The 15032-nt window shown below is 33.6% G+C and carries 13 protein-coding genes; 6 read left to right on the top strand and 7 right to left on the bottom strand.

Translation table 11 applies throughout. The features are described 5' to 3' along the window. Positions 1 to 8 precede the first annotated feature (8 nt). The 5 genes from ABEB18_RS12055 to flxY all read left to right on the top strand — a co-directional run bounded on the left by ABEB18_RS12055 (position 9) and on the right by flxY (position 9412). The gene (locus ABEB18_RS12055; RefSeq protein ID WP_348799555.1) at positions 9 to 1190 is read left to right on the top strand and encodes a DUF2062 domain-containing protein; all 1182 of its coding nucleotides are present in this window, start codon (positions 9 to 11) and stop codon (positions 1188 to 1190) included. A 4-nt stretch (positions 1191 to 1194) separates the two neighbouring features. Then, on the top strand, positions 1195 to 4896 hold the full coding sequence (locus tag ABEB18_RS12060; RefSeq protein ID WP_348799556.1) for an MMPL family transporter: 3702 nt from the start codon (positions 1195 to 1197) through the stop codon (positions 4894 to 4896). Then, on the top strand, positions 4880 to 6397 hold the full coding sequence (locus ABEB18_RS12065) for a phytoene desaturase family protein (RefSeq protein WP_348799557.1): 1518 nt from the start codon (positions 4880 to 4882) through the stop codon (positions 6395 to 6397). Before ABEB18_RS12060 ends, ABEB18_RS12065 begins: the two co-directional genes overlap by 17 nt. 124 nt (positions 6398 to 6521) lie before the next feature. Further along, positions 6522 to 8114: a C45 family autoproteolytic acyltransferase/hydrolase gene (locus ABEB18_RS12070; protein ID WP_348799558.1), complete on the top strand. Its 1593-nt coding sequence runs from the start codon at positions 6522 to 6524 to the stop codon at positions 8112 to 8114. Continuing rightward, complete coding sequence (gene flxY, locus ABEB18_RS12075) at positions 8114 to 9412, top strand: flexirubin biosynthesis putative acyl-CoA ligase FlxY (RefSeq protein ID WP_348799559.1); 1299 nt, start codon at positions 8114 to 8116, stop codon at positions 9410 to 9412. The genes ABEB18_RS12070 and flxY overlap by 1 nt, the downstream gene beginning before the upstream one ends. A gap of 118 nt (positions 9413 to 9530) precedes the next feature. Here the strand turns inward: flxY and ABEB18_RS12080 are convergent, their stop codons facing one another. The 7 genes from ABEB18_RS12080 to ABEB18_RS12110 form a co-directional block, all read right to left on the bottom strand. Further along, positions 9531 to 9959 carry a hypothetical protein gene (locus tag ABEB18_RS12080; RefSeq protein WP_348799560.1) on the bottom strand — a complete coding sequence of 143 codons (429 nt, stop codon included), beginning with the start codon at positions 9957 to 9959 and terminating at the stop codon, positions 9531 to 9533. Positions 9960 to 10124: 165 nt separating this feature from the next. Then, positions 10125 to 10295 (bottom strand): hypothetical protein, encoded by a 171-nt coding sequence (locus ABEB18_RS12085; protein ID WP_348799561.1) that lies wholly within the window; start codon positions 10293 to 10295, stop codon positions 10125 to 10127. 116 nt (positions 10296 to 10411) lie between these two features. Beyond that, positions 10412 to 10846, bottom strand: a complete 435-nt coding sequence (locus ABEB18_RS12090) for a cupin domain-containing protein (RefSeq protein ID WP_348799562.1) — start codon at positions 10844 to 10846, stop codon at positions 10412 to 10414. Positions 10847 to 10875: 29 nt separating this feature from the next. Then, positions 10876 to 11172 (bottom strand): thioredoxin, encoded by a 297-nt coding sequence (gene trxA / locus ABEB18_RS12095; protein WP_348799563.1) that lies wholly within the window; start codon positions 11170 to 11172, stop codon positions 10876 to 10878. A gap of 178 nt (positions 11173 to 11350) precedes the next feature. Beyond that, positions 11351 to 12760, bottom strand: a complete 1410-nt coding sequence (locus tag ABEB18_RS12100) for an MBL fold metallo-hydrolase (RefSeq protein ID WP_348799564.1) — start codon at positions 12758 to 12760, stop codon at positions 11351 to 11353. Between the two features lie 65 nt (positions 12761 to 12825). Continuing rightward, positions 12826 to 13614 carry a sulfite exporter TauE/SafE family protein gene (locus ABEB18_RS12105; RefSeq protein WP_348799565.1) on the bottom strand — a complete coding sequence of 263 codons (789 nt, stop codon included), beginning with the start codon at positions 13612 to 13614 and terminating at the stop codon, positions 12826 to 12828. Between the two features lie 124 nt (positions 13615 to 13738). Beyond that, on the bottom strand, positions 13739 to 14368 hold the full coding sequence (locus ABEB18_RS12110) for a Crp/Fnr family transcriptional regulator (protein ID WP_348799566.1): 630 nt from the start codon (positions 14366 to 14368) through the stop codon (positions 13739 to 13741). A 333-nt stretch (positions 14369 to 14701) separates the two neighbouring features. Here ABEB18_RS12110 and ABEB18_RS12115 point away from each other — a divergent pair, with 333 nt between their 5' ends. Then, on the top strand, positions 14702 to 15007 hold the full coding sequence (locus ABEB18_RS12115) for a rhodanese-like domain-containing protein (protein WP_348799567.1): 306 nt from the start codon (positions 14702 to 14704) through the stop codon (positions 15005 to 15007). The last annotated feature ends 25 nt before the right edge of the window (positions 15008 to 15032 follow it).

The raw sequence follows: 15032 nt of genomic DNA on the forward strand, positions 1-15032 counted from the left end.
TGAATACAATGACTACAAGTTTTTCTGAAACAACACAAACAGAACCATCAAAAGTTTGTATAATTATTCCAACCTATAACAATCATAAGACACTAAAACGGGTAATCGATTCTGTTTTGGAGTACACGACTGATGTTATTATTGTGAATGATGGTTCGACAGATAATACCTTTCAGATTCTTGAAGCATATTCTCATTTGATTCAGATACTACACCCTAAAAATTCAGGAAAGGGCATGGCTCTTCGTAATGGTTTTAAAAAGGCATTAGAATTACAGTATGATTATGCCATTACTATAGATTCGGATGGACAACATTTTGCCTCCGATATTCCGAATTTCATGGCTGAAATGGAAAAAAATCCTGAGACTTTACTGATTGGTAGCCGTAATATGGTTCAGGAAAATGTTCCTAAAAAAAGTAGTTTCGGAAATAAATTCTCCAATTTTTGGTTTTGGTTCGAAACTGGCAATAAACTTCAGGATACTCAATCTGGTTTTAGAATGTATCCTTTACAAAAAATACCAAATCAATATTTTACCAGAAAATTTGAGTTCGAAATTGAGGTAATTGTTCGTTCCGCTTGGAAAGGAATTCCAGTAATCAATATTCCAATTCAGGTTTTGTACGACCCAAAAGAACGTGTTTCGCATTTTAGACCTTTTAGAGATTTTACCAGAATAAGTATTCTAAACACTGTTTTAGTAATCATTGCTTTGGTTTATATAAAGCCAAGAGATTTTTTTTTGAAAATAAAAAAAAAAGGACTTAAGCGTTTTTTTTTAGAAAACATATTAGAGAGCAACGATTCTAATGCCACAAAAGCGTATTCTATTGCTTTAGGTGTTTTTATCGGAATTTGCCCTTTTTGGGGTTTTCAAACGGTTTTGGTATTGTCATTGTCGGTTTTATTGAAGCTAAATAAAGCCATTGCGTTTGCTTTTTCTAATATTAGTTTCCCGCCGTTTATTCCATTTATTATCTACAGTTCGCTGCAAATTGGGAGCTATTTTATAGTAAGTGAGAAACCTTTACTGCTCAATATGAATATGACTTTTGAGGATGTTCAAAAAAACATTACTCAATATCTTGTTGGAAGTTTTATTTTAGCGATTTTTATGGCTGTCCTATTTGGGCTTACAAGTTATTTGCTGTTAAGTATGGCATCTAATTTTAAAAATAAAAAATAATGATATGCAAAAGATACTTTTCTCTTTATACAATTTTCTAACGACGAGAAAATTCCTTTCTATGGGAATATCTTTGGCTTTGATTTTGATTTTAGTTTTTTTGGCATCTCGAATCACTTTTCAGGAAAATATCAATCAATTAATACCTTCTAGTGAACAATCAGGTTTGACGACTCAAACCTTGGAACAACTCAATTTTGCTGACAAAATCACGATCATTATTACTCAAAAAGGAAACGGAACCAAAGATGATTTAACGGAGTATGCAACTGCTTTTCTCGATAGTTTGAATTCCAGTTGTAAACCATTTGTTTCTAAAATTCAAGGGAAGTTTGAAGAAGAGAATCTTCAAGAAACCTTTGATTTTGTTTATGCTAATTTGCCGTTGTTTTTAGATCAAAATGATTATAAACAGATTCAAAGTAAATTACAAAAAGACAGCATTGCCAAAATTATTGAAGCAGATTATAAATCGATAATTTCTCCTGCTGGACTCGTTTCTAAAGATTTTATTTTGAACGATCCGCTCGGAATTTCATTTATAGCATTAAAGAAAATGCAACAATTGAGCGTAGGAGACAATTTTGCCCTCAGTAATGGTTTTGTTGTTACGAATGATCAAAAAAATGTATTGCTTTTTATAACGCCAAAATTAGCCACAAATGAAACCGATAAGAATACTGTTTTCATCACTAATTTGGAGAAAATAAGAACTCATCTGAATACTGTTTTCAAAGGAAAAGCAGAAATGACTTATTTTGGAGCAACACCAGTAGCCGTTGCCAATGCCACACAAATAAAATCGGATGTGCAAATCACTTCAATTTTTGCTGCAGTAACTTTGATTCTAATATTAGCCTATTTTTATAGAAATATTACAACGCCAATAATTATCTTTATTCCGTCTATTCTAGGAGCTTTATTTGCTTTAGCGGTTTTGTATTTATACAAAGGAAGTATTTCGGCAATTTCGTTAGGAATTAGTTCTATTTTATTAGGAGAAACAACAGATTATTCGGTTTATGTTCTGACACATTTAAGAAACAATAGAAGCATAAAATCGCTTTACAAAGACATAACCCGGCCACTTTTATTGTGCGGAATTACCACTTCTATTTCCTTTTTATGTTTGTTTTTTATCCAATCTGAGGCATTAAAAGATTTGGGGATTTTTGCTAGTCTAAGTGTCATTGCCACCACTTTTTTTTCATTGGTATTAATACCAGTTTTGTATCGATATAATGGAAAAATGGTACTCCCAAACCCCAATGTTATTGATAGGTTAGGTGCTTATTCGTATCATAAAAATAAGTTTTTGGTAGGTTTGGTTGTGGTGTTGTTAGGCGTCTCTCTTTTTACTTATTCTAAAGTTACTTTCAATAACGACCTCTCGGATTTAAATTTTATGACGCCAAAGTTAAAAATGGCTGAGAAGCAATTGGAACAACTTTCTAAAACCAATGACTCAAAGTCGATTTATCTGGCTACCTACGGCAATAGTTATGAAGAAGTTATTGCAAATAATAATGATCTTTTTAAAACTTTAGAAAAAAGAAAATCAGATAATGAAATTTTAAATTTCAGTTCGGTAGGCGGTATTGTCTTCTCAATTCAAGGGCAACAGCAAAAAATAAAAGAGTGGGAGGATTTTTGGGATGCTCAGAAAAAAGGAAATCTTAAACAATCTTTAATAAACGAAGGAAATCAGTATGGATTTAAGTCTGATGCTTTTTTAGGTTTTTATGAATTGCTGGAAAAGCGTTTTCAACCAATTGCAATTTCCGAATATTTCCAAGTAAAAGCATTGTATATAGACGAGTTTATCGCTCAAAAGAATGGTTTTTTTACCATATCAACATTGGTCAAAGTTTCAAATGCCAATAGAGATTCTTTTGTAAATCAAATAAAGACTCAAGATCATTTGGTTGTAATTGATAGACAACAAATCAATGAGACTTTTTTAGGAGCTTTAAAAAAGAATTTTAGCGATTTAGTGAATTATTCTTTCATAGCTGTTTTTTTAGTTTTGGTTTTTGCTTTTAGAAAAATAGAATTGGTCATCATAACGATTATTCCAATAATTATCAGTTGGATTTTTACAAGCGGACTAATGGGAATGTTTGGTTTAGAATTCAATGTGGTCAATATCATTGTTTGTACATTGATATTTGGGATTGGTGTAGATTACAGTATTTTTATGACATCTGCTTTACAAAAGGAATTTACTTTTGGGAAAGCTGAATTGCCTAGTTACAGAACCTCAATTATTCTTTCGGTTGCGACAACCATTTTGGGAATTGGAGTTCTTATTTTTGCTAAGCATCCAGCTTTAAAATCGATTTCATTTATAGCTATCATCGGAATCTTTTCGGCACTATTTATTTCATTTGTTATTCAACCTTTGGTTTTTCATTTTTTTGTTACCAATAGGGTCAATAAGAGGAAAGAGCCTTTCGGAATTCTGAATTTAATTTTATCGAGTTTATCTTTTGCTTATTTCGGAGTTGGTTGCATCGTTATTTCGCTAATAGGATCAATTTGTATCAAAATTTTGCCATTTCCAATGAAAATGAAGCTAAAGGCTTTTCATTTTGTGATGTCAAAATTCATGGGATCTGTACTGACCTTTTGCCCGATGATAAAGAAAAAAGTGGTAAATCAATTTAACGAAAACTTTGATAAACCAGCTATAATTATTGCCAATCACAGTTCATTTCTGGACATTTTAGGTTTGGGAATGTTAAGTCCAAAAATCATTTTCTTAGTAAGTGACTGGGTTTACAATTCGCCAATTTTTGGCAGAGGGGTTCGTTTGGCAGGATTTTATCCTGTGTCGAGCGGAGTTGATAACGGAATCGAGCATTTGCGTGCCAAGGTACAGGAAGGATATTCTATAGTGGTTTTTCCTGAAGGAACACGTTCTGAGGATAATGTTCTAAAGCGTTTTCATAAGGGAGCATTTTATTTGGCCGAACAATTTCAATTGGATATTGTTCCGATTGTGATTCACGGTTTTTCAGAATCGTTACCCAAAGGCGATTTTATAATTGATGATAGTTTGACTACAGTGACAATTATGGATAGAATTGCTTATAAAGATCCAAAATTTGGTGAGAACGTAGCCGAAAGAACTAAAAAAATTAGCAGTTTTTACAAGCAACACTATAAAAAGTTGCGTTCGGAATTAGAAGGTGTTGATTATTTTAAGAGCAAATTGCTAAAGAGTTTTGCTTTCAAAGAATCTGAAGTTGTTAATGCTGTGAAGATTGATCTTGAGACGAATTTAGGACTTTATTATGAGCTCAATAAATGGATTGCTCCAAAAGCTAAAATTTTGCATTTTGCTGATGATTTGGGACAATTAGATGTTTTACTGGCATTGCAAGAAGCTCAAAGAAAAATTGATTCGGTAATTATTTCTGAAAACAATAAAGCTGTAGCCGAAAGGAATTATTTGGTTAGCAAAAGGATAATTAGTTACTATTCTCAATACGAAATACTTGAGGCTAAAAAGTACGATGTAGTATTAGTTTCAAGTCAAGACGATTCTTACCCATGGGAAACCGTTTGCAAATTGGCTTCTACGATAATTCTTTTGAAGAATGACAAATTAAAAGAAACCGTTCTTTCATTTGGTTTTGAAATCGAATTCGAAATTGAAAATATGATTATTGCAAAAAAAGAATGCTATGAAAAAACAGTATGATTTTGTAATAATCGGGAGCGGTTTGGGCGGTCTAGTTTCGGCAGTCATTTTGGCCAAAGAAGGATATAGCGTTTGCGTTTTGGAAAAAAACAATCAGTTTGGAGGAAATTTGCAAACATTTGTTCGAGACAAAATCATTTTTGATACCGGAATTCATTACATCGGAGGATTAGCCGAGGGGCAAAATTTATACCGATATTTCAAATATATCGGTATAATGGATGATTTAAATCTGAAAAGATTAGATGTAGATGGACATGACATGATTTCTTTTGGTGATGTTTCAGTAGAATTTCCTCATGCACAAGGATATGATAATTTTGTAAAAAAATTATCGTATTTTTTTCCAGACGAAAAAGAGGCAATTCAAAATTATTGTGATGCAATAGTGACTACTTGTAACTCTTTTCCGCTTTATAATTTGAGAAGCAAAGGCGAATACGACACCGATATTTTATCAATAAATGCAAAGGATTATATTGAAACATTGACCGACAATGAATTGTTGAGAGCAGTATTGGCCGGAAGTAATTTTTTGTATGCTGGAAATGGGGATAAATCTCCGTTTTATGTACATGCATTGACTGTCAATACCTATATGCAAAGCGCTTGGCGTTGTGTAAATGGCGGTAGTCAAATCACAAAACAGTTGCTCAAACAGTTAAAAAGTCATGGAGGGGAATTTTTTAAATACAAAGAAGTTACTCAATTAGTTTCCGAAAACAATTCGATTACAAATGCTATTATGAAAGATGGAACAGAAGTTTCTGCCAAGACTTTTATTTCGAATATTGACCTTAAGGCAACTTTAAAATTGGTGGGAGAAAATAGTTTCAAAAAAGCTTTTGTAAACAGAATTTCGAGTTTAGAGGAAAGTATTTCCGCTTTTAGTTTGTATATTGTCTTTAAACCGCAAACATTTAAGTATTTTAACACAAATTATTATCATTTTAAAAATACTAACGATGTTTGGCAAGCTCAGGATTATACCGAAGAAAATTGGCCAAAAGCATATATGGCCTCTATGAATGTTTCTAAAAAGCAAAGTATTTGGGCTGAAGGAATGACTTTTTTAACTTACATGAAGTTTTCCGAAGTAGAGACTTGGACTGAAACTTTTAATACTGTTACAAATGAAAAGGATAGAGGTGAAAGTTATGAAGCATTTAAAGAACGAAAGACAAATCGTTTTTTAGAGGAAATAGAAATCAAATTTCCTGGAATTCGTGCTTGTATAGCCTCTATTTATACCTCTACACCTTTGTCGTATCGGGACTATATTGGAGGAAAAAATGGTAATATGTATGGCTATAATAAAGACGCAGCCAACCCGTTGAAAACCTTTATACCAACCAAAACAAAGTTGGATAATTTATATGTAACCGGGCAAAGTGTAAATATGCATGGCGTTTTAGGAGTTACTATCGGGGCAGTTTTGACCTGCTCTGAGATTTTAGGAAAGGAGTATTTGATTGAGAAGATTAATACTAGTGTTGGATGATATTATTTTGAACTGTACTATTGAATTAATAATTTATGCAATTAAGCAAATGAAAAAACAGATTTGGTGTATTTTTTTTATTCTTGTATCTCTTTTTATTGCTTCGTGTGGAGTATCTAAATCTATGAATCATAAGCCAGAACTGAGTGCTTATAACAACACTATTCCACAAATTATAAAGAAATCGGATAGTACATTTTACTTTGGAAATAATTCATTACAAAAAAATAACCACCGTTTTTGGGAACTTTATGTAGAGGGAGATCCACTCGAAAGGGGGTTGATTACAGGTAGTTTGACAGATTCCTTATTCAAAAAGCAAGAACATTCTCTTTTTGATAGAGTAGATGTTTTAATTCCTTCCAATTTTAAAAAACAATTAGTATTGAGTTTTTTAAAATGGTATAATCGAAAACTATATCTCAATGTTGATAATGAGTTTCAGAGCGAAATTTATGGTTTTTCTAAATATGCTTCAAAGGAATTAAGCTATATAGCGCCAAATTTTGCAAGAGGTTTGTATTTGCACGGTGCTCATGATATTGGGCACGCTGTTCAAGATTTGGCTATGGTGGGTTGTACCTCATTTGCAGTTTGGAATGAAAAATCAGAAGACGGGAATTTGATTTTAGGCCGAAACTTTGATTTTTATGCTGGAGACGATTTTGCCAAAGAAAAAATAGTTGCTTTTGTAAAACCCGATGATGGATTTCCGTATATGACAGTTGCTTGGCCTGGAATGATAGGTGTTTGTTCCGGGATGAATCTTGAAGGACTAACAGTTACAATCAATGCTAGTAAATCTAAAATTCCTTTGGTGGCCAAAACACCAATTTCGATAGTAACCCGAGAGATTTTGCAATATGCAAGCACTCTTGACGAAGCTATTGCCATTGCAAAAAAAAGAAAAGTATTCGTTTCGGAATCAATTATGGTAGGAAGCGCCAAGGATAACAAAGCCATTCTGATTGAAATTGCACCCGATAATTTGGGCATTTACGAAGCTGAGACTGGGAATGAATTGGTTTGTTCCAACCATTTTCAAAGCGAGGTTTTAAAAAAGAATAGAAGAAATTTGAATCAGATACAAAACAGTCATTCGCAATATCGCTTTGATAGGATGTCTCAACTTTTGGAAGAAAATGATAAAATTACACCTCAAATTGCTGTTGATATTCTAAGAAATAGAAAAGGAATTGATAATAAACCATTGGGTTATGGTAACGAGAAAGCTCTAAATCAACTATTGGCACATCACGCAGTCGTTTTTAAACCGACCCAACGATTGGTTTGGGTTTCGGCTAGTGAATACCAATTGGGAGAGTTTGTTTGTTATGATTTGAATGCTGTTTTTAATGCTGATATGAAGGATGCAAAAGAAGGCTCTTTTGAAGACAAAACAAAAATCATCGGAGCTGACCCTTTTTTGAAATCAAATGAATATCAAAATTATAAATTGTTCCGAGTTGAAGACAAAATTGTCGATTCGGTTTTAGAGAATAAAAAGGAATTGACACAGGAATATATAGAGTATTATCAATCACTAAATCCAGAATTTTGGGTTGTTTATTATAAAGCAGGGTTGTACTTTTATCAAAATAAAAAATACGATTTGGCTCTAGCACAATTCGAAAAAGCATTGTCTAAAGAAATTACAACACTTCCTGAAAAAGAAGAGATTAGTAATTATGTAAAGAAAATAAAAAGAAAACAATAATGATTCCGAAGATTGAAACTGCATCCGTACCTGAAATAAAATTGTTTCAGGAAAATAAATTGACGGAATTATTACAGTATGTAAATTTAAATTCACCTTATTACCGTTCGTTGTTTGCCAAACACGATATTGATATTGCCAAAATCAAAACAATTGAGGATTTAGCCTTATTGCCTGTTACTTCAAAAGAAGATTTGCAAAAATATAATGATGATTTTTTATGCGTTCCCAGAAACGCAATAATAGATTATGCAACTACATCTGGTACACTGGGAGATCCGGTTACTTTCGGATTAACCAATAACGATTTAGACCGATTAGCTTATAATGAAGCCATTTCATTTGATTGCGCAGGGATAAAACAAGGTGATGTTGTTCAGTTGATGACTACAATGGATCGGCGTTTTATGGCTGGATTAGCCTATTTTTTAGGTCTTAGAAAAATGAATGTTGGTGTTATTCGGGTTGGAGCAGGAATTCCGGAATTGCAATGGGATTCAATCCTTAAATACAAACCAACTTATTTGATTACGGTTCCGTCTTTTTTGTTGAAAATGATTGAGTATGCCGAACAACATGGAATTGATATTAATAATACTAGCGTAAAAGGAGCAATTTGTATAGGTGAACCCATACGAGATCAGGATTTTACCCCTAATGCTTTATCTCAAAAAATAAATACTAAATGGAATATCAAGCTGTTTTCTACTTATGCTTCTACCGAAATGAGTACGGCTTTTACCGAATGTAATCAAGGAGTAGGAGGTCACCATCATCCAGAACTGATTATAGTTGAGGTGTTAGATGATAACAATAAGCAGGTGCAAAAGGGAGAATCTGGAGAGTTAACTTTTACTACTTTGGGAATTGAAGCCATGCCTTTGATCCGTTTTAAAACGGGCGATATCGTAAAGTTGCATTCGGATTCTTGTACATGCGGACGAAATACGTTGAGAGTGGGCCCTGTAATTGGACGAAAGCAACACATGATAAAATATAAAGGAACTACACTGTATCCGCCTGCTATGAATGATGTATTGAATAATTTTGGAAGCATTGATAATTATATCATCGAAATTTCTACCAATGATTTAGGGACGGATGAAATTTTGATAAAAATTGCGACTCAAAATGAAACACCTGCTTTTTTGCAAGAGTTGAGGGACCACTTTAGAGCTAAATTAAGAGTTACTCCAAAAATAGAATTTACAACCAATGAGGTTTTGGTTCCACTAATTTTTAATCCCAATAGCAGAAAACCGATTCGTTTTTTTGACCATAGAAAAAACATAGTTTAATCTTGTTGACACTTCGTAATTTTTTTAAATAATACAACAAAACCGACGTAATCGGTTTTGTTGTTTGTGTACTCTTTAAAACCAATATAAAGCTTTAAGAAATCCTGAATTTACGATGCTAAAACAACATTTGAGCTAAAGGCGTTAGCGATTGTGCTGATTTTGGCAATAATGGTGTTAAAGCTTGAAATTGAGATGGAGTAACTAATTTTTTCATTTTAGTTATAAATGTTTCTCGGTTTGTTGTCATTTGTGAAGTGTAACTCGCTTTATTGGTAGTTTTGGTAGGCAGAATACTTTTCTTCTTTTTAAGTATGTCATTTACTAACGAGTTAACTGCTGGTTTTTGTGCATCGGTCAATTTTAATTTTGGAGATAAAACTCCCATAACCTGATTGGCTACACTTGCTACATCAAACTGAGATGATGCTGTGTTTGCAGTTTTACTTACACTATTGGTGGCTTTTGTAATATCTCCAATACTTTGTGCATTGGCTACTGTAAATGTCCCGAAAAGAACAGCGGTAACGATAAATTTCTTTTTCATATAATAATCATTTGTTTGTTTTATAGTTTAAAAATATAAAAAAGCTGGCTAATGTTTTAGTTCTAGTAGAAAGTTTATTTTAAAATTAAAATAGATTTAAAAGAAAAAAGAGTGCCAAATTACTTTGACACTCTTTCGGGGCATTATAAATTAATTGCATTACAGTTACTTTTTTGATTTTGCAGTGCAACAAGACTTTTTAGATTTGTCGCATGCTTTTTTTTCTTTTGCAGTGCATTCTTTTTTTGGAGACTCTTTTGGTTTTGTTTCTTGAGCACTCACATTCATTCCTGCTGAAAATAAGGCTACTGCTAAGATGGTGATTAGGTTTTTCATTATTTTTGATTTTTGATTTAACGAGTTCCAAAATTATCTTTTTTTTTGAATCTCTTTTATAAATTAACTTTTTTATAACTTTAAGAATGTTCTAGAAATTGAACCGAACGAATTGCTTATTCTTTTGTATATTTTTTCATGACCAAATACTTCAATTGTGTGTCTCCAGCGTTGCTAATACCATGTTCTGCGTTTGAAGGACAATAAAAACTGGTATAAGACCCTGCGGTTACGGTTTTTCCGTCTAAGTAAAAAGTGGCTGTTCCTTCTAGAATAAAAAAGAATTCTTCTTCAACGTGTTTGTGTGGGGGATGAGTTGATTTATGAGGATCTACAATACTCATTTTTAAAGTATTTCCGTCGATAAAATTTTTATCAATAAACCAATATTGGTATCCTACGTTTGTTTTTTTTGCTTTTTCTAATTCAAAATGATTGACACAATTTTCGATGGTGTACTTTTGGTTTTCTGATTTTGTTTCCTGCGCTATAAGGGATTGCTGCATTAGCAAAATAAGAATTAGAACCTTAATAATTTGTGATGACTGCATTTGAATAGTTGTTTTACGTTTTGCCAAACTTAAGAAAAATGCGTTATTATTTTAGTTAATTCGGTGGCATTTATTACTCCAGATTGTCTCCATATTTGTTTTCCGTTTTGAAAAAGGATCATTGTAGGTACACCGCGTACTTGGTATTGTGATGCTAGTGTTTGGTTTTTATCAACATCAATTTTTAGGATTGAAATTTTGTCGCCCAAATTGTCTTTGACTTGTTTTAAAATAGGTGCCAATGTTTGACATGGACCGCACCAAGTTGCGAAGAAATCTACCAAAACTGGTTTTTCGGATTGAATGATGGATTGAAAAGTACTCATTTTGGGTTGTATTATTGTTTTAATAAAACTTAAGTTTGATGGTAAACGTGATCTTGCGTGAGTGATAGGAGCAAGCTACCAGAGTAGCGCGGATAGCACGACCGCAATGAGAAATGGGACTGTATAAGCTACTTGCTTGGTAAGGCCCATTTCTCATTGGGGTCACGCCCAAATTATTTTACAATTTGCTTTGGCACACAAAATCGGTTCTTGGGACATCTGTTTTGGCGATAGCACCAAATCCGCCTTCAATTTCTTTGAAATTTCGAAAGCCTCTAGCTTGCAAAATGGATGCCGCAATCATACTGCGATATCCTCCAGCACAATGCATAAAAAAAGGTTCGTTCGGATTGATGTCTTTGATCCAATTGTTGATGTCGGCCAGTGGCTTGTTGTAGGCTTCGGAAACGTGTTCGGCACTGTATTCGGAGGTTTTGCGAATGTCGATTACTTTGCTTTGGCCAATTTTGAATTGATTTTGAAATTCTTGAGCTGTAATTCTATCAATGGTGTCAATTTCTTTGTTCGCTTTTTGCCAAGATTCGAAACCGCCTTCTAGATGTCCGACCAAGTTGTCAAAACCTACACGACTCAATCGAGTTACGGTTTCTTCCTCTCTGCCCAATTCGGTTATTAGGATTATGGGTTGCTTTACATCAGCAATCATAGCGCCTACCCAAGGAGCAAAATCTCCATCGATGCCAATATTGATAGACTGTGGGATGAAGCCTTTTGCAAAATCTCCACTTTTTCGAGTGTCTAAAATGAGTGCTCCAGTTTCCTCGGCCATAGATTCGAATTCGGATACAGATAAAGCGTGCATTCCGTGCTGAAGCACTTCGTGAAAACTGTCATATCCTTTTTTGTTCATGGCCACATTCATTCCGAAATAGGCTGGTGGAGGGAGTAAGCCATCGGTTACTTCGGATATGAATTCGGCTTCGGTCATATTGGCTCTCAATGCATAATTGGTCGCTTTTTGATTTCCGATGGTCGAAACGGTTTCTTTGCTCATGTTTTTTCCGCAAGCACTACCTGCACCATGAGCAGGATATACGATTACATCATCGCGTAGCGTCATTATTTTGTTTCTTAGAGAATGGAAAAGTAATCCCGCTAATTGCTCTTGGGTCATTGAAGCTGCTTTTTGAGCAAGATCGGGTCTACCTACATCTCCAATAAATAAAGTATCGCCTGAGAAAATGGCATGTTCTACATTGTGTTCATCAATCAACAAATAGGTTGAGCTTTCTAGCGTATGGCCAGGAGTGTGTAGTACTTTGATTTTAATGTTTCCAATTTCGAATATTTGGTTATCGGTAGCTACTATGGCTTCGAATTCGGGTTGAGCCGTTGGTCCATAAACGATTTTGGCAGCAGTTTCTTGGCTTAAATCGAGATGACCAGATACAAAATCGGCATGAAAGTGAGTTTCAAAAATATATTTAAGTTTTACCCCATCACGCTCAATTCGATCGAGATAAGGTTGGGTTTCTCTTAGAGGGTCAATTATGGCTGCTTCTCCATTAGAAGTAATGTAGTAAGCACCTTGTGCCAGACATCCGGTATATATTTGTTCTATTTTCATACTTTTTAATTTTAAATAGAGTTACAAAGTTAGTTTTGTTTTAATCGTTTTGAATACGAGTTTCTTTATTTGATAAAAATTTCTTTGATGACGATGTAAATTCCCATTACGAGTACAAAAACTCCAAATATGGGTTTGAGTTTGTTTCCGTCAATTTTTTTGGATAGTTGTGTACCAATAATCATTCCGATAAAAGCTATGCTAGAAATGGTTGCCAAAAAGCTGTAATCTATAGGAGTCTTGATAATCAAATCTCCAACAAAACCAATAGCAGAGTTAATAAAAATAATTAATAGTGAGGTTCCAACGGCTTGTTTCATTGGTAAATTAGCAAAGTATAAAAGAGCTGGAATAATCAAGAATCCGCCACCTGCTCCCAAAAAGCCTGTTATTGTTCCTATAATCGCACCAATAAATGCAAGTTGGCCATAATTGGTATTTGTGGTTTGGTTTTGATTTAGCTGTTTACTAAACATCGAAAAGGATGCTGCGATCATTAGTATTGCAAAAATTATCATAATCAGAAAATTTTTGGTGACTTCAAAACCGTTTACGGTAAAGAGTAAATTTGGAATCTCTAAAAATATGACTTCTCGGATTATTAAAATAGAAATCACTGAGGGGATGGCAAAGTACAATGCCGATTTGATTTTAAGATTTCCCATTTTGTAGTGGCTATAGCATCCTGTTAATGCTGTGATTCCAACAATAAATAGGGAATAGCTAGTGGCAAGTTTTGGATCTATTTTGAATAAATAAACCAATATAGGAATTGTTAGTATAGATCCCCCGCCACCTATAAGTCCTAAAGATAGTCCAATTATAATTGATGCTAAATAGCCTAAGTATTCCATGATTGCTTTTATTTGAAGCAAAGTTGGGAAGACTTTTTCAGGATTACAGTAACTTTTGTCACTTAGATTGTTGGGTGCCCCTAGCAGTTAATGAATTTACAACTTGAAGACCTAAATAAGCACTTTAAAGTTTTAAAATCTCAATCTGATTGCGATTCAATTTGACCAATCCGCGTTGTTCCATTTTTTTGAGTAATCTCGAAATTACTTCTCTAGAGGTATTTAAGTCAGAACCTATTTCTTGATGAGATAATTTTAGTTCTGTGCAACCACAAGCCTCGACTTGGCGTTTTAGGTAAAATTCTAAACGTTCGTCTAAAGCTCTAAAAGCGATATTGTCTATAAGTTCTAAAACTTCTTCGAAGCGATTACGATAACTGCCAATAACAAATTCGTACCAACTTCTATGTTGCATCATCCATTTGTCCATCATTGCCAAAGGTACCATGACTAACTCGGCATCTTCTACAACTTTAGCCATTATTTGACTTTTTTCATTTTTGATAGCACAAACCATAGACAGTGCACAGGCTTGACCTGGTTGTAAGTAGTACATAAAAAATTCGCCACCATCACTATCTTCCCTATAAATTTTGATAGTCCCTTTTATAATGAGAGCTGTATTCTTAATATATTGTCCAGTTCGCATAAGGATTTCACCTGCCTTAAAATCTTTTACAATTTCGTTGGCATTGATATCCTGAATTAATTCGTTAGAAAAAGTAGGGAATATTTTTTTTAATACATCAGACATGTGAAATTTCTTTAGAATGGAATACAAAATTAGTAAATAAAAAAGAGTTTTGTTTTTTATCACGAGCTTGAAGATTTATCACAATTTGTTAGATTTTCAACAGAAAAATAATCGTTGATTTTACTAAATTTGCTTTCTTATAACGGACTTAGATTTTTTTGACTACAGAACTTTAGGTAAAAAAATAGATTTTTAGCAATCGAATTGGAGCCTATTTTAAAATTTAAAGTTATTCGTTTTACGAAAACGTTTTCTTTAAAATATTGATTAATTCGTAAAAACAAGGGGTGTAATTTGAGAAAAATCGTTTATTTTTACATAAAAATATAAATTATGAATTTGACACAAGAAGAATGGGTTTCTCAAATGGAGACCGATCAAAACGCAGTACTGCTGGATGTGAGAACTGAAGACGAATGCGATCAAGGAATAATCGAAGGGGCAATTAACATTGACATTCATAAAGGTCAGGAATTTATCGATGCCATTGCAGCATTGGATAAAAATAAAAATTATTATGTGTATTGCCGTTCTGGAATGAGAAGTGCAAAAGCATGTGAGATCATGAACGAGTTAGGAATTGAGAATGCCTATAACTTACTCGGAGGGATTCTGGAATGGGATGGTGAAATAGTTTAACATCATACATAAAAGGGGCTAGAGC

Origin of the sequence: Flavobacterium adhaerens, from assembly GCF_040045115.1 — a bacterium.
GTDB lineage: Bacteria > Bacteroidota > Bacteroidia > Flavobacteriales > Flavobacteriaceae > Flavobacterium > Flavobacterium adhaerens.

Excerpts from the sequence above, each read along its gene's own strand:
- ABEB18_RS12055 (WP_348799555.1), top strand. The coding sequence starts at position 9 with ATGACTACAAGTTTTTCTGAAACAACACAAACAGAACCATCAAAAGTT.
- ABEB18_RS12060 (WP_348799556.1), top strand. The coding sequence starts at position 1,195 with ATGCAAAAGATACTTTTCTCTTTATACAATTTTCTAACGACGAGAAAA.
- ABEB18_RS12065 (WP_348799557.1), top strand. The coding sequence starts at position 4,880 with ATGAAAAAACAGTATGATTTTGTAATAATCGGGAGCGGTTTGGGCGGT.
- ABEB18_RS12070 (WP_348799558.1), top strand. The coding sequence starts at position 6,522 with ATGAATCATAAGCCAGAACTGAGTGCTTATAACAACACTATTCCACAA.
- flxY (WP_348799559.1), top strand. The coding sequence starts at position 8,114 with ATGATTCCGAAGATTGAAACTGCATCCGTACCTGAAATAAAATTGTTT.
- ABEB18_RS12080 (WP_348799560.1), bottom strand. The coding sequence starts at position 9,959 with ATGAAAAAGAAATTTATCGTTACCGCTGTTCTTTTCGGGACATTTACA.
- ABEB18_RS12085 (WP_348799561.1), bottom strand. The coding sequence starts at position 10,295 with ATGAAAAACCTAATCACCATCTTAGCAGTAGCCTTATTTTCAGCAGGA.
- ABEB18_RS12090 (WP_348799562.1), bottom strand. The coding sequence starts at position 10,846 with ATGCAGTCATCACAAATTATTAAGGTTCTAATTCTTATTTTGCTAATG.
- trxA (WP_348799563.1), bottom strand. The coding sequence starts at position 11,172 with ATGAGTACTTTTCAATCCATCATTCAATCCGAAAAACCAGTTTTGGTA.
- ABEB18_RS12100 (WP_348799564.1), bottom strand. The coding sequence starts at position 12,760 with ATGAAAATAGAACAAATATATACCGGATGTCTGGCACAAGGTGCTTAC.
- ABEB18_RS12105 (WP_348799565.1), bottom strand. The coding sequence starts at position 13,614 with ATGGAATACTTAGGCTATTTAGCATCAATTATAATTGGACTATCTTTA.
- ABEB18_RS12110 (WP_348799566.1), bottom strand. The coding sequence starts at position 14,368 with ATGTCTGATGTATTAAAAAAAATATTCCCTACTTTTTCTAACGAATTA.
- ABEB18_RS12115 (WP_348799567.1), top strand. The coding sequence starts at position 14,702 with ATGAATTTGACACAAGAAGAATGGGTTTCTCAAATGGAGACCGATCAA.